The sequence below is a fragment of the Lysobacter antibioticus genome (assembly GCF_001442535.1).
Classification (GTDB): Bacteria; Pseudomonadota; Gammaproteobacteria; order Xanthomonadales; family Xanthomonadaceae; genus Lysobacter; species Lysobacter antibioticus.
In genome coordinates this window covers 5562934-5583337 of sequence record NZ_CP013141.1, presented here as the reverse complement: position 1 = coordinate 5583337, position 20404 = coordinate 5562934, and the positions used below count along the sequence as shown (strand labels likewise).

Below are 20404 nucleotides of genomic sequence, written 5' to 3'. Positions count from 1 at the left end.
CCTAGCCTCTAACTCTTCCTGAAGTGTTGCCATGCTTGATCATCCTTGAGGAGCAGCAGCCGTGACAAATACCCTTGAAACACATAATTGATCGTCGTAGCGCTTTGTCTTTCCGTGAAGTTCGACGCGTACGGATACTTTTGCAGTACGGAAGAACCTGTACTCCGTGCCCAGCCGCGGCGCGCGTTCCGACGGTTTGAATCCTGCGGCAATGAGAGGGGAGCGATAGTGCTCCAAGCTGACACACACAGGCGTCATATCGGCGTAGCTGTCGCTGATTCGCCCCATGTGGAACAGGACGGCATGAGGGCTCGGGCCAGGGACGGTTTTTACTGAAGACAACGAATAGCGCCACCCTTCAGGCAGAGCCCCGACGCCGAGGAAATTGTTGGGGGTCTCCGGGTCGAGCCCCAGGTCAAGACCAGTGCGCTTTTCGATGGTCGGCCCGGACAGGTCACGGGCGTCGTTCACACTCAGAATCCAATTCAGGATCTTGTCATTGAGTTGCTGTGCGCTAAGCGAATCGTTGATCGCGTGCGATGCCGAGTCTGTCATGGTGGCCTTCTCCTGAACCGAATTGGCGCCCGCGGTCGTGGTCGCGCACGCACAGGCAGCGAGCACGCAGACCACAGGGGCCAGTCTCGTCGCCAGGAGGTGAGAATCGAGCTTGGGCATTTACGTCTCCATATGTGCCACGGTTCGGCGTCCGAACTGCCGACGCACTCGCGGTCTTATCCTGGAAGAGGGGCCGTCAGGGGTCAAGGCGTCGAGCTTTTCCTGGCCTCGGATTCTTCCGGAAGTGTAGCCATGCTCGGTCATCCTTGTGGGGCGGCGCTTATGAAAATTCTGGTGATGCACAATTGCGGGTCATAGAGTTTTGTTCTTCCGCGCAGTTCAATGCGTACGGAGACTTTTTCGGTGCGGAAGAACCTATATTCGGTGCCGAGCCGCGGCGGACGTTGCGAGGCTTTGAATCCGGCTGCGGCTAGCGTGGATTGATAGCGCTCCAGGCCGACGCATACGGGCGTCATATCGGCATAGCGGTCGCCACTGTGCCCCATGCTGAACAAGACGGAGTGAGGGCTTGCGCCGGGGGCGGGCTTCACCGAGGACAGCGAATAGCGCCACGACCCAGTCAAGGCCCCGACGCCGCGGAAACTACCGGTACCTTCCGTGTCGATCTTCAAGCTAAGGCCAGTCTGCCTTTCGATGTTTTGTGCGGACAAGTCTCGGGCGTCATTCACGCTCAGAACCCAGGCCAGGATTCTGTCGTGGAGTTGTTGCGCGCTAAGCGAGTCATTGATGGCGGGTGATGCCGCTTCCGTCATGAAAGCCGTCTCCTGAACCGAAGCGGGGCCGGCAGTCGTAGCGGCGCACGAAAAGGCAGCGAGCACGCAAACCATCGAGGCCAGTATCTTCGCTAGGAGATGAGAGTCGGGCTTCGGCATTTACGTCTCCATGTATGCCGCGGGTCAGCGTCCGAATTGCCGGCGCACTCGCGGCTAATCCTGGAAGAGCGCCCGTCATGGGTCAAGCAGAAGCGGCACCGAAGACGCCGAGATATGACCGGTATCTCAGGCGCGCTTGTGCTGAATGGGTCATCAAACTGCGCGATCGCAACTACGGGTATCGCATCGTGCGCGGCGGCGGCATCGTCGACCGCGGACTCGGCGCCACGGACAGCGTGGTCGTCGTCAGCTGGTTCTTCAATGACGCCGAGGAACTCAATGGCCTATCCTTCGACCAACTGGAGGTCGAAACCAACAAGCGCAACCTCTAAGTCCCATACTTCGCTGAACAAGCAGGTGCTGTGAAAATGTTATTCGAACTCTTGCGTTAGTTATCGCGCGTCAGCTGCTTGGGCGAGGTGAGTCGCTGACTCGCTGCAATCCAACGCGGCGCAATACTGAACTTCAAAGTAACCACGCGATCAATAAGCGCATGCGGCCCGGCAGTCGGCTGGCAGATTGGGTGCTGCTTAACCCGCAGCAGGAGATCACCACGGCAGCGGCAAAGCGGTGGCAGGTAACAGCATCGAGGATGCGGGCGAGGCGGCTCAGGTGTGGTTGAATGGCGGCAGCTACCTGAAAATTCCGCTGAGCTGTTAAAGCCGGCGAGCGCCGAGTAATGGCAGAGGACCGAGTTCGGCGGTGCATTACAGCGCCTCAGACACGGCCGATAGAAGTCCGCTATCGGCCAGAAGCAGACGCAGGCCATTGCCCATGAATTGTTGATCGAGCCTTCGTGGTGCTGTCGTCTCAACCCAGCATCGACTGCTGGGCGAAAATACCCGCCATCGCGCCTTGCCATGATGCAGTGGTGACCGAGGGCAAGAGAGGGTTGGTAAGGTCGCCCGCAGCGTAGATGCCGGGCATGCTGGTTTCGCGGCGCTCGTCGACCTTGAGGACGATGCCGAGGGGCGTATCGACCGTGGCGAGGCCCAGTGATTCATGCAGGCTTGCGGACGGCTTGTTGCGCGGATGCGCGAACAGGATGTCGACCGAAACCTGGGAGCCGGTGTCGAGCCTGGCGATGGCGTTTTGCTCCCCGTGATGAGCGATTTCGGCAATCCGGCCATCGACGACAGGTATACCGCGGCGCGCTAGATCGGCTCGGATATCGGGAGCAATTTCGCGACCATCGGCCAAGACCGTCAGCCTGTCGGTCCAATCGTGGAACAGCCTGACCTGATTGTGCGACTGCGGGCCGGACCAGACGAGCCCCCAATGCTGGCCGGCGACTTCAAAGCCATCGCAATAGGGGCAAGGCACGATGGACGTGCCCCAGCTTTCGGCAAAGCCCGGAACATCAGGCATCTGGTCGACGACGCCATAGCTTAGGATCAGACGGCGCGCCCCAAGACTTTCACCATCGGCAGTGAGTACGGTGAAATCGTCGATAGCGCCGGAGATGCTGTCGGCCCGGCCATTGACCAGTCTGATCGTGGGATAGCGCGCCAGCTGCTGACGCGCCTCGGCCAGGATATCCAGCGGTGGCTTGTGATCGTGTCCAAGCAGGCCATGTGAGTGGCCGGCGAAGCGATTTCGCGGCAAACCGGTATCGAGAACGGTGACCTTGCGGCGGGCACGGCCGAGTTGCAGGGCGGCGGCGAGACCAGCAAAGCTGCCGCCGATGATGATGACGTCATTCATGGTGATGGGCTCCCAGTTGCGGAAAGAGAGGATTGGGTTTGGCCTTGCGAGGAAGAGGTTTCCCAAAGGCCCAATAGCGATGCCGGCCGATCATGCTGGGTGCGCATTCGGCTGATCGGGTGGCGTGTCGCGACTACTGTCCGGAGGGGATGCGATCTTGAACCAGATGGAGTACATCGCCGGCAGGAACACCAAGGTCAGGATCGTTCCTGCAAACGTGCCGCCGATCAGGGTGTAGGCGAGCGTTCCCCAGAACACGGAATGGGTCAGCGGGATGAAGGCCAGGATCGCGGCGAGGGCCGTCAATATCACGGGCCGTGCACGCTGCACCGTAGCTTCGACGACCGCATCGAACGGACTCAATCCTTCCTGTTCGTTGTGATGGATCTGGCCGATCAAGATCAGTGTGTTCCGCATCAGGATTCCCGAGAGCGCGATCAGGCCGACCAGCGCGTTGATGCCGAACGGCTGCTGGAAAATCAGCAAGGTCGGCACCACGCCGATCAAGCCGAGCGGGCTAGTGGCAAATACCATGACCATTGCCGCGATCGAACGAACTTGCAGAATGATGATAAGCAGCGTGAGCGCGATCATGATCGGGAACAGCGGCAGCATTGCGGTAGTGGCCTTGCCGGACTCTTCGATCGAGCCGGCCTGCTCGATCCAGTAGCCCGAAGGAAGCTTCTCGATGATCGGCTGCAACTGCTTCAAGACGGCAACGGAAACGTCCGGGGGTTGCAGACCTTCGGCGATGTCGCCGCGAACCGTCATGGTCGGCGTGCGGTCGCGGCGACGCAGGATGGGATCTTCCATGCGTACATCGACCGTCCCCACTTGAGACAGCGGAATGCGTTGCCCTGCCGATCCGACCAGCGTAAAGCCGGCGATCTTCTCAGGATCAAGGCGGATGTTGCCCGCTGCGCGGCCCATCACCTGCACCGAGCGAATGTCCTCACGCACCTCCGTGAGCGGCACCCCGCTCAGCAGGAATTGCAGTTGCAATGCCACAGAGTTGGAGGTCAGCCCCACAGCCTGCAAGCGGTCTTGGTTGAGCGTGAAGTGTAAGGCGGGTACACGCGGACCCCAATCCGTGTTGACGGTGCGCATCATCGGACTGGCGCGCATGACGCTCTCGACTTCATGCGCAATCGCCCGCAGCTTGTCCGGGTCCGGCCCCATGACGCGGTAGGCAACAGGAAATGGCGAAGGGGGGCCAAAGACGATCTGTGTGACACGTACCTGCGCTTCGGGCGCCAACCCGTTGGCCACCGCTCGGCGCAACTTGAACTTGAGGGTTTCCCGTTCCTTATCATCGCCCGCGAGCACCACGATTTTGGCGAACGATGGGTCCGGCAGCTCAGGTGCCATTGCCAGGAAAAAGCGTGGCGCGCCCTGACCGATGTAGGCGGTTACGACCCTCGCTTCCTTCTGCTTTGCCAGCCAGGCTTCGACCTTCGCTGTTGCGGCGCTGGTTTGCTCAATCGAGGTGCCATATGGCATCTGCACCTCGACAAGCACCTCTGGCCGGTCGGAGGTCGGGAAGAACTGCTTCTTGACCAGCCCCATGCCGAGGATGGCCAGCACGAACGTGCCGACCACTGCGCCGGCAACCAGCCATTTTCTTGCGATGACACGCCCCAGCACCTGGCGGAAGCGGTTGTAGTGGGGAGTGTTGTAGATCGCCTCATGCCCGCCTTCGACCTTCTTAATGTCAGGCAGCAGCTTCACACCCAGGTAGGGGGTGAATACCACCGCCACGACCCAGGAAGCGATCAGAGCGATGCCGACGATCCAGAACATGTTGCTGGTGTACTCGCCTGCCGTGGAGCGCGCGAATCCGTTGGGCATGAAGCCGATGGCCGTGACCAGCGTGCCGGCAAGCATGGGGGCCGCCGTGTGGCTCCAGGCGTAGGCGGATGCGGCAACGCGGTCATAGCCTTCCTCCATCTTCACCACCATCATTTCGATGGCAATGATGGCGTCGTCGACCAGCAGGCCCAGCGCCAGGATCAGCGATCCCAGGGTGATGCGATCGAAGTTCTTGCCGGTGGCCGCCATGATGACGAACACGGCCGCCAGCGTCAGCGGCACGGCCGCCGCGACCACGATGCCGACACGCCAGCCCATGCTGACAAAGCACACCACCATCACGACAAGCAGAGCGACGAAGAACTTGACCATGAACTCGTCTACCGCTGAACTGATGTTCACGGCCTGATCGGTCACCTTGGTCAGCGCCATACCCAGAGGCAGGTCCGCGTTGATCTTGGTGACCTCCGCTTCAAGTGCCTTGCCCAGGTCGAGCCCATTCCAGTCATCGCGCATGACGATGCCAAGCAGCAGCGCCGGTTCACCGCTATTGCGAACCAGGAAGGTGGCTGGGTCTTCATAGCCACGCTCGACGGTCGCCACGTCCGACAGTTTCAGCGTCCGTCCCTGGGTGACGATCGGGGTTTGTCGGATCTTGTCCAAGTTGTCGAATGAGCCATCGAGGCGGACGAAGACCTGCGGCCCCTGGGTCTCGATAGAGCCGGCGGGGGTCAGTACGTTCTGGCTGTTGAGTGCGGCGAAAATGTCCTGCGGTACTACGCCTAATGTCGCTAGGCGGTCGTGGGAGAAGGAGACGAAGATGCGTTCGGGCTGTTCCCCGATGATGTTGACTTTCTTCACCCCCGGAACGTGCAGCAACTGCTGGCGCAGCGATTCTGCGTCGCGCACCAGCAGACGCTGCGGCTCACCCTTTGCCTTAAGGGCAAAGAGCGCAAACGTCACATCCGCGTACTCGTCGTTGAGCATGGGGCCGATGACGCCGGCGGGTAATCTCTTGGCCTCGTCGCCTAGCTTCTTGCGGGCCTGATAGAACTCCTCCTGGACCTCCGAAGGCGGAGTGCTGTCACGCAGGGAGATCATGGTGAAAGCGAGGCCAGGGCGGGTGTAGGTTTCCGTGCGGTCGTACCACCGCAACTCCTGCAGGCGTTTTTCCAGCGGTTCAGCGACCTGATCCTGCATCTCCTGGGCCGTCGCGCCTGGCCAAACGGTGACGACCGTCATCTGCTTGATCGTGAACGGAGGGTCTTCCGCGCGTCCGAGCTGGAAGAACGCAAGGATGCCGGCGGCGGAAATCAAGAAGATCAGGAACAGCGTGATGGAACGCTCGCGTACAGCAAGTGCCGACAAGTTGAAACGGCTCGCGCTCACGGTCCGGCTCCTGCGGTCGTGGCGGCGGATCGATTCATGATTCGCACCTGCCCCCCTTCGCGCAACAGATGGGCGCCAAGTGCGACGATGCGTTCACCTTGCCTAAGCCGGCCGGTGACGTGTGCGCTTTCATCGTTCACGCGCACGATCGTGACCGGCCGCCACGCCACTTTCGCGGGGTTGCCACTGATAACCCATACGCCCGGCCCTTTGCCCGCATCAAACAGGGCGCCGACCGGTACCTGCAGGCCACCGTGTTCGCCAGCACGTCCATCCGCAATCTGGATGGTGACCGTGGCGCCCAACGGTGCGTTGGCTAGGTCTCCTTCGAGTACGTATCGCGCCTCGAAGGTGCGGGTCAGCGGGTCGGCGGCATCCGATAGCTGCCGGAGTCGGGTCGGAACCACGATGTCGTCCTTGCCGAAGAGCGTGGCCTGCCCGGTGGACCCGACCGCAGGGCGCAGGGTTTCCGGCAGTTGGATGAGGGCTTCGCGGGGCCCGGCGTGCGCCACACGCACCACGACTTGTCCGGCACTGACGACCTGGCCGGGTTCGACCAGCGTTTCCATGACGACGCCGTCGCCATCGGCCACCAGTTCCGCGTAACGGCTCGCGTTGCGCGCGACCTCGGCTTGGGCCTCGGCCGCACTGAGCTGCGCCTTGGCGGCATCTGCCGCGGCCCTGGCTTGATCGTAGGCCGAAACTGATACGGCACCGGTTCCGAGCAGATTGCGGTAACGGGCTTCTTCTTGCGCCGCCTGCTTCGCTTGCGCTCGGGCAGCGGCCGCGGCTTGCTGCTGCGCATTCACTGCGAGCTTGAGATCGACCGGGTCGATCCGCATGAGCGGCTGGCCACGTCGAACCGTTTGTCCGGCATCCACGAGTCGTTGCAGCACTTTGCCGGAGACACGGAAGCCCAGGTCGCTCTGGACCCGTGCGGCGACCACGCCGGTGAACGCGCGCGATGCGGCGCCGGTGTCGTGCACAAGCGTGGTGCGCACCAACGGTGGCGCGGTGCGTGGGTCCGCTGCGGATTCGGCGGTGCAGGCGCCAAGCGTTATTGCCGAGATGGCGCCGATGGCGATGAGGACGGCACGGCCGCGGACGACGGTCGATGCAGGCAATAGCGAACGCTCTTGGGACATGGCCGTTACTCCGTCGGCAGCAGGTGCAGGCGAAGGTTCTTGCGGATGCCGGCGTCGACCACCGATGCTGGCGCGTAGGCACGCAGCAGGCTCAGGACCTTGGCTTGCTTGCCGGCGGTGTAGTGCAGCTTCGGTCGCTCGGCGCTGGCCGCCTGCAGCACCGCCTCGGCCACGACCGAGGGATCGTCGGCCTTGGTGAACAACTCTCTGGTCACCGCGTCGACATGCGCACGCACCTTCTCGTATTCGGCCATCGGCGTATCCGCCGCGATCGCGTTGGTCTCGAACTGCGTGCGCGTGTAGGCCGGCTCGATCGTCAAGACTCGGATGCCATGCGTGCGCAGTTCGTGGTCGAGCGATTCTGAGTAGCCCTCGACGGCGTGCTTGCTTGCGGAGTAAAGCGCGCCATAAGGCATTGGCAGGAAGCCGAGCACGGAGCTGATGTTGATGATCCGGCCGCTGCCTTGCCGGCGCATGTGCGGCACGACCACCTTGATCATGCGTGCCACACCGAAAAAGTTTGTTTCGAAGATCGCCTTGGCCTGCTCGATCGAGCTTTCTTCGGCGCCGGCGGCGGCCGTGCCGAAGCCGGCGTTATTGACGAGCAAGTCGATGCGGCCCTCCAGACGGATCAGCTCGCTTATGGCGACGGCGACGGACGTATCGCTGGTGACATCCAGCGGCAACATCTCGAACGCGCTCTTCGATAAGCCACCGCGTCGGCTGGTGCCGTACACCTTGTAGCCGGCGCTGAAAAGGCGTTGCGCGATTGCTTCGCCGATGCCCGACGACGCGCCGGTGACCAAAGCAACCCTCTTCTTGGAGTTCATGATTGTGCCTTTGTGGTTCGTGAGAGCTGCATATATATGATGAGCATCATATTGAAGGGCGAAAGAAAACGCGGTGACTCCACCGCGTTAGTGAGAAATCGGATCGAGGTGTTTGAGTGCCGCTTCACGCAGCGCGTCTGACAGCTTTGGATCGTCGACCGCGCGTGCCAACACGATCGTGCCGACCATCGTGGCCAATGTGACGAGCGCGCGTTCGTGCGCGGCCGGCTGACCCCAGTCCGGGTACTGCCGGGCGATCAGATCGATTGTTTCCTTGAGTCGGCGGGTCGCCGCGTGCCGAACTTCGGGCGCTTGCCGCGGCATCTCGGAACCGAGCGCGGCAACGTGGCAGCCGGTCTCCACGCCATCCATGTGGTCTCTGGACAGATAGGCCTGGATCATTGCCTGCAGCGCCTGCGGCCCCGACGAGCCAGCGGCTTGGCGCTGCAGCGACTGCACGCTCTCGAAGCCTGCGCGGTCGGCCGCCTCTGCGAGCAAGGCGTCGCGCGACGGGAAGTGGGCATAAAAGCCGCCATGGGTCAGGCCGGCGGCTTTCATGATGTCGGCGACGCCGGTGCCGTGGTAGCCGCTACTGCGGATAGCGCGCGCCGCCACGTCGACGATGCGCTCGTGGGTGGCTTCCTTGGAACGGGCGGGAGTACGCTTCATATGATGATCATCATATTCGCTTTCCCAGACAATTACAAGAGGCCAAGCAAAGTCGCCCACCACGATCGGGCCCGGACTCTCGGGGTCGCTTTGCGGCTCCAAATCAATGACCGCTTCGGGTCGGAAGCAGACATCAGTGAGGACTCGCGCAACTTGCAGGCCCCACTGACCCCACCGGGATTGAGGCCAGTGTCGCCGAGCACTTCCTATAGACTCAATTTTTCGGATTGATCCAGGGACCACATCCAATGGCGCAGCGGCCCAAGGAAAACTGGCGATCGCCTCCGGGCCCTGGCTTTGCCGCCAAGTACCCGCTTTTCCCAGCGGTGGCGCAAATCGATAAGACCCTCGGGAAGACAGGTCAGTTTATTCTCGTCAATGAACTTGCCATCCGAGAGTTGAACCTAGTAGCACAGAATTCCAGCACTGGGATTGAGGCGCATATGAAGTCGGTTGCTACCCGGCACGGTATCAACGTATCGCTTAGCGAGTTTACCGAGGTATCTACGGAGCTTCCGCGGTGGTACACCGTGCTCGTGTTCACAGCCGTCGACAGAATTTTTCGCCTGCTGATAAAGGACATCCGCAAGTACAAGCAGCTGCCCTCATGGACTACCCATGGCATCAAACGCCCCCTTAGCGCGCTCGAGCAATTGGCGGCAAATCAGCCCTCAGGGCAAAAGCGGTTGGATAAATACGTCGAATTTCAGGTTCTGCAGTATTACCGATTGCTCAGGAATGAGATCGTCCATCCTCCCCGCGGCAGCAATCGTCCGGCGGTTTCGGCTCACGAGGCATTGACCGACACGACGCTGGCCTACCTGAAGTCAAACTACCAAACTCGTGGTGCTCCGAATCTCCCGAGCGCGATAACGTTTGACGATTTTTTTCTTCATGTGCGTGCAGCACGTGAATTTGCGATGGTTATTAGCGACGCGTATCAACTCACAGTCGACGAAATTCTTCACATCGACGGGGCAAGTGCAGCGCTCGTGCGGAAGGCCAGGAACGCCGGCGGCGGACGGGAACGAGACTTCCGGAACTTCTTTTACGACCACTACTTTAAGCGGTACCAGCGATGGAATGACGCGGCTGCGATTGCGCACGCGAACAATTTTGCGGACCAAGCGCTCCGGGTGCTCCGATAGATACACAGCGGCAGTAGTTCGCGCGTAGGCGTTGCCAAGTCAACCGCTGGCACGCCGCGCCAAGTCCGCTCACGGTCATGAGCGGACACCTGCCAAGGCACAGGGCAGGGATGGATAAGACTCATGCGCGGTCTGTTCGGCCTATCCGAGCCGTCAAACCGTTTGGCGATGCATGCGAGCTCGCTGTGAACGTCTGACGATTCCAGCAGGGACTATCCTAGGTACGTCCTTCGTCCGACAGCTGCGCAATGAGGTGCGCCCGACAGACCTCCAGGATTTCGTCCGCCAGAGGCGCATCGTCGGGGCAGGACCTCGACAACACCACCGCGCCGATGGCCTGCGCCATCAGGGCGATTCGGCGCGCGCGCGTCTCGTTGTCCGCGTCGTCGATCGGCCGCCCCGCTTGGCGGGCCGGAGCCGCCAGCTGACGCTCGATACCGGCGGCAAAGGCCGCCTTGACCGATTCCGGCTGACGCGCGGCATCCGCACATAGCGCGGCCAGCGTGCAGCCGTCGCCCGGCTTGTCCCGATGCTCTCGGGAGAGGTAGTGCCTGACGAAGTCCGTCGGATCGACGCCCGCCGCGGCGTCCGCAGACTGCGCTAAACCGCAGCTTGCCGCTTCCGCCATCAGATCGGTCTTGGAGCCGAAATGCTTGTAGAAGCCGCCGTGGGTAAAGCCGGCGGCCGCCATCAGGTCCGCTACGCCCACGCCGTCATAACCCCGTTCCCTGAACAGGGTGGACGCGGTTTCGACGATGCGCGCCCGGTTTGCCTGCGCTTGTGCCTTGGTGACCTTCATTGCCGATGTCTCTGGATGCGCTGCCTACCAACGGCAGCGGCGCATTTTACCATATAGATGATGTTCATAATCAAACCATTGACATTAAAGATTACGGTCATCATCATTATGGCCGAGGCTGAGCAAGGGACCGAGAGACGAACGCCATTCCCGGCTCTGGCCCGATACATCGCACCTCCCATGATCCCCACCAAAATTCCAGAGAAGCGCACCATGACCACACGTCCTGCCGTCCTCATCACCGGTGCCTCCAGCGGCATCGGCGCCGTCTATGCCGGGCGCTTTGCGCGGCGCGGCCACGACCTCGTGCTGGTCGCGCGCGACAACGCACGACTGGAAGCGCTGGCAGCTCGCCTGCGCCAGGAAACCGGCGTCGCGGTCGAGGTGCTGCCGGCCGATCTCACCCGGCACGGTGAACTGGCGACCGTCGAGGCGCGCCTGCGCAATGACGCCCGTATCGGCATCCTCATCAACAACGCGGGCATCGCCCAGTCCGGCGGCTTCATCGATCAATCGCCTGACGGCATCGAACGACTGGTGACGTTGAACACGACCGCGCTGACGCGCCTGGCCGTGGCCGCCTCCGCGCGAATGGTCGATGCAGGCGAGGGCGCGATCGTGAACATCGGCTCGGTAGTCGGCCTGGCGCCGGAACTCGGCATGGCCGTCTACGGCGCGACCAAGGCCTTCGTGCTGTTCCTGTCCCAAGGCATGAGCCTGGAGCTCGCTCCCAAGGGCGTCTACGTGCAAGCGGTCCTGCCTGCCGCCACGCGCACCGAGATATGGGAGCGCGCCGGCATCGACATCAACACGCTGCCCGAGGTGATGGACGCGGGCGAACTGGTCGATGCCGCCATGGTCGGCTTCGATCGCCGCGAGGCCGTCACCATTCCGCCACTGCATGTTGCCGCACGCTGGGACACCCTGGATGCCACCCGTCAGGCCCTGCTTACAGACATCCGCCAGGCACAGGCCGCGGAGCGCTATCGCATCGCCGTCTGAGGCGGTAATAGGGCAACCGCATCCCCGCCCAGACTCGACCCACGCAGCCCGCCACGACCCTTTCCCACACACGCCCGGCATCGGGCACGACCTACCGGAACGCGCCCAACGGGTCGATCAACGACGGCGGCCTGGCCGAACAACCCACCCAGAGACACGACATGAAAGCCTTCATCATCGACCGGTACAGCAAGAAAGAAGCCGGCCGCATCGGCGACATGCCCGAGCCGGACCTGCGGGACGATGATGTCTTGGTCCAGGTCCACGCCGCCGGGATCAACCCGTTGGACTCGAAGATCCGGAGCGGCGAGTTCAAGCTGATTCTTCCCTATCGCTTCCCGCTGATTCTGGGCAACGAAGTCGCCGGCACGGTCGTGCGCATCGGCGCGCGCGTGCACCAGTTCAAACCGGGCGACGAAGTCTATGCGCGCGCCGACGATGATCGCATCGGCGGCTTCGCCGAGTTCATCGCCGTCAAGGCATCGTCGTTGGCGCTCAAGCCCGCCAACCTCAGCATGGTCGAGGCCGCCTCCCTTCCTCTGGTGGCCCTGACGTCCTGGCAGGTGCTGGTCGAAACCGCCCAGCTGAAAAGGGGACAGAAGGTGCTGATTCATGCCGGTTCCGGCGGCGTCGGCAGCATTGCCATCCAGCTCGCCAAGCACCTGGGCGCGTTCGTCGCCACGACCACGAGTACGGCCAACATCGCCTGGGTGAAGGCCTTGGGCGCGGACGTCGTAATAGATTACAAGCAGCAGGATTTCGCCACCGTGCTTCATGACTACGACGTGGTGCTGAACAGTCTTGGCAACGACGAACTGAACAAGTCCCTGCAGGTTCTAAAGCCTGGCGGGCATCTCATTTCCATTTCCGGGCCGCCCACTCCGGCGTTCGCCGCCGCGCGAGGACTGGCCTGGCCGCTCAAGCTGGTGTTGCGCCTGTTGAGCCGCGGCATCCGCAACAAGGCCAAGCAGAAGAATGTCGAGTACACCTTCGTTTTCATGCGCGCCGACGGGGCGCAGTTGGGTGAGATCACTCGTCTCGTCGAATCAGGCGCGATCCACCCCGTTGTCGACAGGGTATTCCCGTTCAAGGATACGCACGATGCTTTGGCCTACGCGGACGGTGGGCGCGCCAAAGGCAAGGTGCTGGTGAAAATCAGGTAGCTGGCGTGCAGGTCGACGCGAAAACCGCGCAGACCTTGGGGCTCGTTGGCCGGTCCAATCGGTAACAGAACGATGCTGGTAGCGGTGGTGAGCCTGCAGCGCAACCCGCAGCAGGAGATCAACTACGGCAGCGGCAAGGCGGTGACGGGGGAGAGCATCGCCGATGCCGGCGAGCCCGTGCGGGTGCGGTGGTATAGCGGCAGCTATCTGGAGACTCCGTTGAGCCGTTGATACGCCCCCTGTAAGCGCGACCCACTGCGTCGCCGGAAAGCCCGCGTAGGCGCCCGGGCTCCCCTGTAGGAGCGGCGCAAGCCGCGGCCGCGGGGTAACACGCTCGCGCGGCACGCCAGGTTTCGCAGTCGCGGCTCACGCCGCTCCTACAAGAAGCGGCCCACCTGCGTCTTGGAAAGCCCGAATAGCCGCCCGGGCTCTCCTGTAGGAGCGGCGAAAGCCGCGACCGCAGGGTTTCCAATTCGCGCCGCACGCCAGGACTCACAATCGCGGCTCACGCCGCCCCTGCACGGAGCGTCCCCGGAAAGCCCGCGTAGCCGCCTGGGCCCTCCTGTAGGAGCGGCGCAAGCCGCGACCGTGAAGCATCAAGCTCGCGTCGCAAGCCTGGAACCCGACGTCCGGCCATCCGTACAAACAGATTCACTACCCATCAAACCCGCCGCATGCTTTGGTGGTCTGCAACCTGCCTTTACGGCTCCAGGCGTCGCCGAGGCATGCCTCATCCCCATACGACTTGCCGTCTCCACAGCCATGCCGGCTAACGCTGCATCCGCGACCCACCCTGAGCCTGTCCGTCCATCCCCTGTGTCTGCTGCGCGGTCTCCTGCGACGAGCGCTGCTCGGCGGCCTGAGCCTCGCGCATGGCCTGCGCTTGCTCGTATCGCTCGGGCGCGGGCAGGGACAGCGCCTGAGCCACCGGCATGTGCGCATAGTTGGCCGCAGGGTCCGGAGAGGCGCCGCGGCCGTCCCGGTACACGAACAGAACCTCGCCGGCGGCGTTCTGCGCGGTGGGGCGGTTCAGCGTGACCTTGACGTCATCGCCAGCGCCGAACCGGTTGCCGACCGCCAGCGACAGCGCGCTGGCGCTCATGCGTTCGCTCTGCTCGTCCCAGGGCTTGCCGATGCCTTGCTCAAGGTCGCGCACGCTGCCCCTGATCTTCTCCAACAGCGGGTGATCCGGGTGGCCGGGGTCATTGGCGTTGGGCGGAGCAGGGCGCTGCGCAGGCGGCGTCGGCGTGCCCGGCATGCGGCTGGTGTCGATGAAGTTCGGCGGCAAGCTCACCTGCGCGCCGAGGGCCTGGACATTGACCCGGATCTCAGAAACGTCGCGCCCAGGATGCGCGGCCTGGGCGATGACCTCCTGGCGGTAGATTTCTCCCAAGGCCCAGTCGATGTTGCGGGCTGGGTAGTCGCCGACACTGTCGTAGAAGGCTTTGGCCATCGCGTCTACGCTTTTGTCGGCGTCTAGCTGCAAATCGGGCTTGATGTGCAAGCCTTGATCCATGGTGTAAGTCAATGGCTTTCGGGCGTCGTTGTCGATGTAGTTGGACGCGCCGCCGTCGGCTCGATACACGTCAGCCAATGTCGCCCGCGGATTCTCGTACTTTACCTGTGCTGCAACCGTGTTGAAACCCGCGATTTCTGCCCGTGCCTCCCTCGCGCGTGCCCGTTCGTTGTACTCCTTGACCGGGTCGGTAAAGTCGTGCGGCGAGGGGCCGTTTACGATGGCTGCGACCTCCTCGCGGAAGCGCTGTTCCATCAACAAACTCTCGTCGCGGTTCACCGCATGGTCTATCTCGTGGCCGGCGGTGTAACGAATGAAGTTGACGGCTTCCTTGGCATCTTCCGGATTGGCAATCGGATCAGCGTCATTTATCAGTTCAACCGACAAACGCATGGTGCGGGTAGAGCCGTCGTAACTGCCGTTGAATCTTGGGTCGGTTTCGGCTTCTATCGCGACCAAATGCCCTTTCTCAACGGCGAGTTCGAATTGCGTGCGGAGCCCCGGCGTGCTGTCGAGAGCGTCGCGAAAAATCCTGCCTGGGTTCGTGTCTTCGGTTCGGGCTTGTCGCTCGAATTCAGCCAGCATCACGTCCAGCTTTTGGCTAGCCTCTAACTCTTCCTGAAGTGTTGCCATGCTTGATCATCCTTGAGGAGCGGCAGCCGTGACAAATACCCTTGAAACACATAATTGATCGTCGTAGCGCTTTGTCTTTCCGTGAAGTTCGACGCGTACGGAGATTTTTGCAGTACGGAAGAACCTGTACTCCGTGCCCAGCCGCGGCGCGCGTTCCGACGGTTTGAATCCTGCGGCAATGAGAGGGGTTCGGTAGTGCTCCAAGCTGACGCACACAGGTGTCATATCGGCGTAGCTGTCGCTGATTCGCCCCATGTGGAACAGGACGGCATGAGGGCTCGGGTCTGGGACGGTTTTTACTGAAGACAACGAATAGCGCCACCCTTCAGGCAGAGCCCCGACGCCGAGGAAGCTGTTGGGGGTCTCCGGGTCAAGCCCCAGGTCAAGGCCAGTGCGCTTTTCGATGTTCGGCCCGGACAGGTCCCGAGCGTCGTTCACACTCAGAATCCAAGCGAGGATTCTGTCGTTGAGTTGCTGCGCGCTAAGCGAGTCATTGATGGCGGGCGATGGCGATTCCGTCATGGCGGCCTTCTCCTGGACCGAAGTGGGGCCTGCGGTCGTGGTGGCGCACGCGCAGGCAGCGAACACGCAGACCAGCGGGGCCAGTCTCGTCGCTAGGAGGTGAGAATCGAGCTTGGGCATTTACGTCTCCATATGTGCCACGGTTCGGCGTCCGAACTGCCGCCGCATTCGCGGCCTGATCCTGGAAGAGCGTGCGCGACGAGTCAAGGCGTCGAGCTTTTCCTTGTGATGCTTAATGAAATGTCGTCATTTCCGATCATCCTTGAGGGGCCGCGGCCGTGACGAATACCCTGTAAACACACAAATTCGGGTCGATGGGTGTTGTCTTTCCGTGAAGCTCAACGCGCACATAGATCATTTTATTTCTGAAGATCCGGTATTCCGTGCCCGCCCGTGGAGGCATCTCGGTCATTCTGAATCCAGTGGCGATGAGTGGGGATTGGTAATGCTCCAGCCCAACACACACAGGGGTCATATCGGCGTAGCGGTCGCCGGCACGTCCCATCTTGAACAGGACGGCGCGGAGTCGCTGCTCAGGAGTGTTGTTAACCGAAGACAGCGAATAACGCCAACCTTCAGGCAGCGCCCCGACGCCGCGAAAAATGTTGGGAGTCTCCGGTTTGATCCCCAGGTCAAGGCCGGTGCGCTTTTCGACGTTAGGCCCGGACAGATCACGAGCGTCGTTCACGCTCAGAATCCAGGCCAGGATTCTGTCGTTGAGTTGTTGCGCGCTAAGGGAGTCGTTGATGGCGGGCGATGCCGATTCCGTCATGGCGGCCTTCTCCTGAACTGAAGCGGGACCGGTAGTCGTAGCGGCGCACGCAAAGGCAGCGAGCACGCAAACCATCGAGACCAGTCTCTTCGCCAGGAGATGAGAGTCGAGCTTCGGCATTTACGTCTCCATGTATGCCGCGATCGGCGTCCGAATTGCCGGCGCACTTGCGGCTAATCCTGGAAGAGTGCCCGTCATGGGTCAAGCAGAAGCGGCGCCGAAGATGCAGAGATATGACTAGTATCTCAGGTGCGTCTGCGCTGAACGGGCCTTCAAACTGCGCGACCGCAACTACGGGTATCGCATCGTGCTTAGCGGCGGCATCGTCGACCGCGAACTCGACACTGCCGACTGCTTGGTCTTCATCAGCGAACCCTTCAAAGATGCCGAGGAATCCAGCGGTCTGTTCTGCGGCCGGCTGGAAGTCGAAACCAACAAGCGCAACTTTGACTTCAACATCTTGCTAGACGAGCAACTGCTTGACGAGCGCTATTTCGAAATCTCACGCTACCAATCGCGTGCCAGCGTCGTCGGCGATGTTAGTCGCAGACAACCGCTGTAGACCGACCGCCGCATCGTGCTCAGCTCGAACCCGGCCGCGCCACCAGCAAGCGCATGCAGTCCGGCAGCCGGCTGGTGGTGGTGGGTGTTGTGCGCAATCTGTAGCAGGAGCGCGCCACGGCAGCAGCAACCCGGTGGCCGGGGAGAGCATCGCCGATGCCGGTGAGCCGATGCGTGTGCGGTGATACGGGGTATTTGGAGATCTCGTTGAGTCGTTGAACTCTTCAGCCAGAAGCGACATTGAGCGCACGAATTATGTCGTCACCCACGAAGTCGCACTAGTTTGTCAAATCCTGAATGGTAAATCGCCAAAAGCCCAGATGATCGTTCCGATGATCAAGGAAATGACGGCTGCAACGTCTTTCATGCTCTTATCAGTAACGATTCGATGCAGTCGTACAGCGAGCCCTCTGGTCGCCTCGGCGGCCTGGGCTTCTTGGAGCATGCTTATCCCTTGACCACTACTCAAGCGTTCTCGGACGGTTGGTGCATTCAGCTCGTCACCCAGTTCGTTCTTCCAAAGGCTCGTGAGCTTCGCATACTGAAGTTCCACTCCAGCGAGTACTAGCAGAGCTCCTGTTCGCTGAAACCAATAGAAGCCATCTTTGAGTGTGATGTCCAGCCAAAGTCCAACTAAACTAAGCATCACCATGAAGATGGCAAAGAATGCCGAGAAGCGCTCACTCTGGGGGATATAAGCAATTCGCGTGATTAGGTTTTTCATCCCGCCTCCATGTGGATTCAAGAAAGGCCTTGCCATCTATTGGCTGGGCTCGAATTAATGCGGCTCAATCTAGGGGGGGGCTGGCTGGCAAGCTGACGAACGAACATATTCTTAATAGTTGCAAGGGGCTGCACGTGCGGCTGATAAGACAGGCTGTAAGTTAGTCCTCGTCCAGGTCCTTTGCCAGCCGGGGGAGGGACTCAGTGCGGCTAGGTTATGGGTCTAGGTTTTCCAGGGGCCATGCTTGCGCGCCCTCAATTATGTTTCCGCCTTCGTAAGGGAAGGCGACACTGTAGCGCGCCCGCGTGATCGCAACATAGAGTTTATTGCGCGAGTCATCGGTCTCAGAGCCATCGAAGGCCTGCATGTCCCCCGAAAGAAACTTGGCGTGTTTTGCGGGAGGGAGTATCAGGACGCGCTCGAATCCGAGCCCCTTGCACTCGCCGAAATTGTAGGCCGTCTGGCCGTCGCAAAGTTCCTTCTGAGTAGATCGATTCCACCGAAGGATTGCGGGACGGTAGGTTTCGATGTATTCGCGAAGCCTCGCTTTAGGGACAGCGAATACGCCTTGGTGTCCGGCATACTGCAACGGAACGTCCTCGACATTGGACATCGTTGGCAAGTAGTGTCCTTCTTGTGAATGCAAGCGATCGGCTATTCCGCATATGGCTTGGAGGCAACGCCAGCTGATTGCCAAGCTCTCTGAGATAAAACCCATGTTGTTGAACTGTGCCAGCTTCTCTGTGCTGTCCTGAGGCAGCTTGTTGGTTTCCGAGGTTTGATAGACGGCCTGTCGGAAATCGCCAACACACTCGATTTCTAATATGTTCGTTTCGGTCAGTGCCTTGATGATGTCATAGTCCCATCCGACTAGGTCCTGCACTTCGTCGACAAATATCGCACTATAGATCTCAGCTAGCCTGTGTGCCGCGCGACCTTTGGTTTCCGAGTGGACTCTCGCGGCCAATTTGGCGAGATAGTAGGTGTGGGCTCTGTTGTCCCCGGGAGTCACGAAATGCAAGGGGTTGAACTTTCCGTCAAGCCTCTCGCTCCGGCCCTTCATAGCGTAATTCTTCCCCGGCACGAGATGAGGGTTTCCCGGGTTTAGGAGGACGCCGGAGATCCGATCCGGAACAATGCATTGCTGATAGGGGCGGATCATGTCCTCAAGCAGAAAATTGAACCATCCCTTCACTACCACGTTCTCGGGCTGGCAGCTGTTTAGTCTGCAGATTTCCTTAACCAACTCGCCTTGGTTGTTGATCGTGTAAGTCAACAATAGGACCTTTCTGCCGGCGGCTGCGTGCTCCAGCGCCTTCTCGGCTATGCGTCGTGATTTGCCGGCTCCCGCGCTAGCGAGGAGCAATTTACGGGCCAAAGTCCACCGCCCTAATCAGGTAATCTGGATAGTTGATGGCGACGTTCGATTCGAAGATGCGCATTGCAGAATCAACCTTTTTTCCCGCGCCACCCTCGCTGTACCAGTCTCTTAGGAATTTCTGTTTGGATCCTAACTCGGGATGCCCGGTATATTCTTTATAGGTCTTTTTCGAGAGCATCACCTCGGCGAGCTTGTCGAGTGATACATCGTTCTGGCTATTGGCCGCGATGATCGAAGGCTCGAGTGAATGATGGTCGTTGTCCTCGGGAGAGAAGATTTCGATGTAATCGCACCCGTCATAATTTTCATTGCGCCAATCCACAATGTTTTTCTGATGGTTGTGGTCATTGTCTTTTACTACGCGCACCGGATGTTTCAAGCTCTTGGCGATGTCCAGATAGACCCTGAATCCGATTCCGCGTACCACGATGATATCTATGCCATCCTCTTCTGGTAGCCGTCGCTTACGGTCGAGATAGATCTTCTTGAGGATAAGTTCATCGGACGGACCTTCGACAAGAATGACTCTCTGGGCCAAGACCAAGCGTAGCGTGTCGTATCCGGGTAGCCGCTTGAGCGTTTTCTCCACGGAATTGCTTACATCTCTCAGGCGGATAAAGTTCTTTGAAAGCAAACAGAGCTTGTTGATGCTTAGCTTGTTCAGGACATAGGAACTGTGCGTGGTAAGAAATATCTGCTTCCCGGGATTCTTCTTCTCTATGTATGAAACGAGTTTGGTGAGATTTATGTGAGAAAGGTGGTTCTCAGGCTCTTCCAGCATGACGATGTGGGCATCCTTTGCCCTATTTTGGATTGCGATCTTGATTTGGATTTTGCTTTGCTCGCCCTTTCCTATTTGCCCAAATGGGATGTCGTCGACAGCAAGCGCAAGGTTGCTGTCCCAACTGCCCGATGGGATGATGTCAGCGACTACCGTAAGTGTCTTTTCGGATAGCTCATTATCTGCATTCAATTGCTTATTAATGGCTTTGACGTCTGGCTTGTCATTGAACTCGATCTTTAATTGTCGATAATTCAGATTCAACGATGGTCGTGCATGTTTCTCTAGCGATGAGTTGATGATGCCGTTGATATAGCGGGACCGGCCGAGGCTAGGGTGCAGGCGCGTTGGATCCACAAAGAGACAGGTAATCGGCTTGACGGCTTGAGCCAAAGTTTTCCATGCAAA

20 protein-coding genes are annotated in these 20404 nt (G+C 60.4%); 6 read left to right on the top strand and 14 right to left on the bottom strand.

What is annotated here, in order from left to right:
• Nucleotides 1-39 precede the first annotated feature (39 nt).
• Together GLA29479_RS22550 and GLA29479_RS22545 are read right to left on the bottom strand one after the other, a co-directional pair.
• Entirely contained in the window at nucleotides 40-675 is a 636-nt protein-coding gene (locus tag GLA29479_RS22550) for a hypothetical protein (protein WP_057918450.1), read from the bottom strand.
• 140 nt (nucleotides 676-815) lie between these two features.
• Nucleotides 816-1448 carry a hypothetical protein gene (locus tag GLA29479_RS22545; protein WP_057972915.1) on the bottom strand — a complete coding sequence of 211 codons (633 nt, stop codon included), beginning with the start codon at nucleotides 1446-1448 and terminating at the stop codon, nucleotides 816-818.
• Nucleotides 1449-1525: 77 nt separating this feature from the next.
• Between GLA29479_RS22545 and GLA29479_RS24975 the strand changes: the two genes are divergently transcribed.
• Nucleotides 1526-1780: a hypothetical protein gene (locus GLA29479_RS24975; RefSeq protein ID WP_057918448.1), complete on the top strand. Its 255-nt coding sequence runs from the start codon at nucleotides 1526-1528 to the stop codon at nucleotides 1778-1780.
• A 478-nt stretch (nucleotides 1781-2258) separates the two neighbouring features.
• Here the strand turns inward: GLA29479_RS24975 and GLA29479_RS22540 are convergent, their stop codons facing one another.
• From GLA29479_RS22540 to GLA29479_RS22520, 5 genes are all read right to left on the bottom strand, one after another.
• Nucleotides 2259-3152: an NAD(P)/FAD-dependent oxidoreductase gene (locus GLA29479_RS22540; protein WP_057973323.1), complete on the bottom strand. Its 894-nt coding sequence runs from the start codon at nucleotides 3150-3152 to the stop codon at nucleotides 2259-2261.
• Nucleotides 3153-3242: 90 nt separating this feature from the next.
• Entirely contained in the window at nucleotides 3243-6350 is a 3108-nt protein-coding gene (locus tag GLA29479_RS22535; protein WP_057972914.1) for an efflux RND transporter permease subunit, read from the bottom strand.
• Complete coding sequence (locus GLA29479_RS22530) at nucleotides 6347-7495, bottom strand: efflux RND transporter periplasmic adaptor subunit (RefSeq protein ID WP_082638919.1); 1149 nt, start codon at nucleotides 7493-7495, stop codon at nucleotides 6347-6349. The genes GLA29479_RS22535 and GLA29479_RS22530 overlap by 4 nt, the downstream gene beginning before the upstream one ends.
• A gap of 5 nt (nucleotides 7496-7500) precedes the next feature.
• A complete protein-coding gene (locus tag GLA29479_RS22525) occupies nucleotides 7501-8325 on the bottom strand; it encodes an oxidoreductase (RefSeq protein WP_057972913.1) in 825 nt (274 codons plus the stop codon).
• Between the two features lie 87 nt (nucleotides 8326-8412).
• Nucleotides 8413-8994 (bottom strand): TetR/AcrR family transcriptional regulator, encoded by a 582-nt coding sequence (locus tag GLA29479_RS22520; RefSeq protein ID WP_057972912.1) that lies wholly within the window; start codon nucleotides 8992-8994, stop codon nucleotides 8413-8415.
• Nucleotides 8995-9242: 248 nt separating this feature from the next.
• Between GLA29479_RS22520 and GLA29479_RS22515 the strand changes: the two genes are divergently transcribed.
• A complete protein-coding gene (locus GLA29479_RS22515) occupies nucleotides 9243-10142 on the top strand; it encodes a hypothetical protein (RefSeq protein WP_057972911.1) in 900 nt (299 codons plus the stop codon).
• Nucleotides 10143-10359: 217 nt separating this feature from the next.
• Here the strand turns inward: GLA29479_RS22515 and GLA29479_RS22510 are convergent, their stop codons facing one another.
• A complete protein-coding gene (locus GLA29479_RS22510) occupies nucleotides 10360-10941 on the bottom strand; it encodes a TetR/AcrR family transcriptional regulator (RefSeq protein WP_057972910.1) in 582 nt (193 codons plus the stop codon).
• Nucleotides 10942-11154: 213 nt separating this feature from the next.
• On the opposite strand from GLA29479_RS22510, the gene GLA29479_RS22505 reads away from it, so the two are divergent.
• The 3 genes from GLA29479_RS22505 (at nucleotide 11155) to GLA29479_RS25495 (ending at nucleotide 13337) form a co-directional block, all read left to right on the top strand.
• Nucleotides 11155-11943: an SDR family NAD(P)-dependent oxidoreductase gene (locus tag GLA29479_RS22505; RefSeq protein ID WP_057972909.1), complete on the top strand. Its 789-nt coding sequence runs from the start codon at nucleotides 11155-11157 to the stop codon at nucleotides 11941-11943.
• Between the two features lie 161 nt (nucleotides 11944-12104).
• A complete protein-coding gene (locus GLA29479_RS22500; RefSeq protein WP_057972908.1) occupies nucleotides 12105-13106 on the top strand; it encodes an NADP-dependent oxidoreductase in 1002 nt (333 codons plus the stop codon).
• A gap of 72 nt (nucleotides 13107-13178) precedes the next feature.
• On the top strand, nucleotides 13179-13337 hold the full coding sequence (locus GLA29479_RS25495) for a hypothetical protein (RefSeq protein WP_169795723.1): 159 nt from the start codon (nucleotides 13179-13181) through the stop codon (nucleotides 13335-13337).
• A gap of 538 nt (nucleotides 13338-13875) precedes the next feature.
• Here GLA29479_RS25495 and GLA29479_RS22495 read toward each other — a convergent pair.
• From GLA29479_RS22495 to GLA29479_RS22485, 3 genes are all read right to left on the bottom strand, one after another.
• Nucleotides 13876-15255, bottom strand: coding sequence for an XVIPCD domain-containing protein (locus GLA29479_RS22495; RefSeq protein ID WP_057972907.1), 1380 nt, complete (start codon nucleotides 15253-15255; stop codon nucleotides 13876-13878).
• A gap of 6 nt (nucleotides 15256-15261) precedes the next feature.
• Entirely contained in the window at nucleotides 15262-15897 is a 636-nt protein-coding gene (locus GLA29479_RS22490) for a hypothetical protein (protein WP_057972906.1), read from the bottom strand.
• Nucleotides 15898-16033: 136 nt separating this feature from the next.
• Nucleotides 16034-16669: a hypothetical protein gene (locus GLA29479_RS22485; RefSeq protein ID WP_057972905.1), complete on the bottom strand. Its 636-nt coding sequence runs from the start codon at nucleotides 16667-16669 to the stop codon at nucleotides 16034-16036.
• Between the two features lie 187 nt (nucleotides 16670-16856).
• On the opposite strand from GLA29479_RS22485, the gene GLA29479_RS22480 reads away from it, so the two are divergent.
• Entirely contained in the window at nucleotides 16857-17111 is a 255-nt protein-coding gene (locus GLA29479_RS22480) for a hypothetical protein (protein WP_057972904.1), read from the top strand.
• A gap of 285 nt (nucleotides 17112-17396) precedes the next feature.
• Here GLA29479_RS22480 and GLA29479_RS22475 read toward each other — a convergent pair whose 3' ends face one another.
• The 3 genes from GLA29479_RS22475 to GLA29479_RS22465 all read right to left on the bottom strand — a co-directional run bounded on the left by GLA29479_RS22475 (nucleotide 17397) and on the right by GLA29479_RS22465 (nucleotide 20389).
• Nucleotides 17397-17834 carry a hypothetical protein gene (locus GLA29479_RS22475; protein ID WP_057972903.1) on the bottom strand — a complete coding sequence of 146 codons (438 nt, stop codon included), beginning with the start codon at nucleotides 17832-17834 and terminating at the stop codon, nucleotides 17397-17399.
• A 214-nt stretch (nucleotides 17835-18048) separates the two neighbouring features.
• Nucleotides 18049-19212 carry a UvrD-helicase domain-containing protein gene (locus GLA29479_RS22470; RefSeq protein ID WP_057972902.1) on the bottom strand — a complete coding sequence of 388 codons (1164 nt, stop codon included), beginning with the start codon at nucleotides 19210-19212 and terminating at the stop codon, nucleotides 18049-18051.
• A complete protein-coding gene (locus tag GLA29479_RS22465) occupies nucleotides 19202-20389 on the bottom strand; it encodes an ATP-dependent nuclease (protein WP_169795722.1) in 1188 nt (395 codons plus the stop codon). The genes GLA29479_RS22470 and GLA29479_RS22465 overlap by 11 nt, the downstream gene beginning before the upstream one ends.
• Nucleotides 20390-20404: the final 15 nt, after the last annotated feature.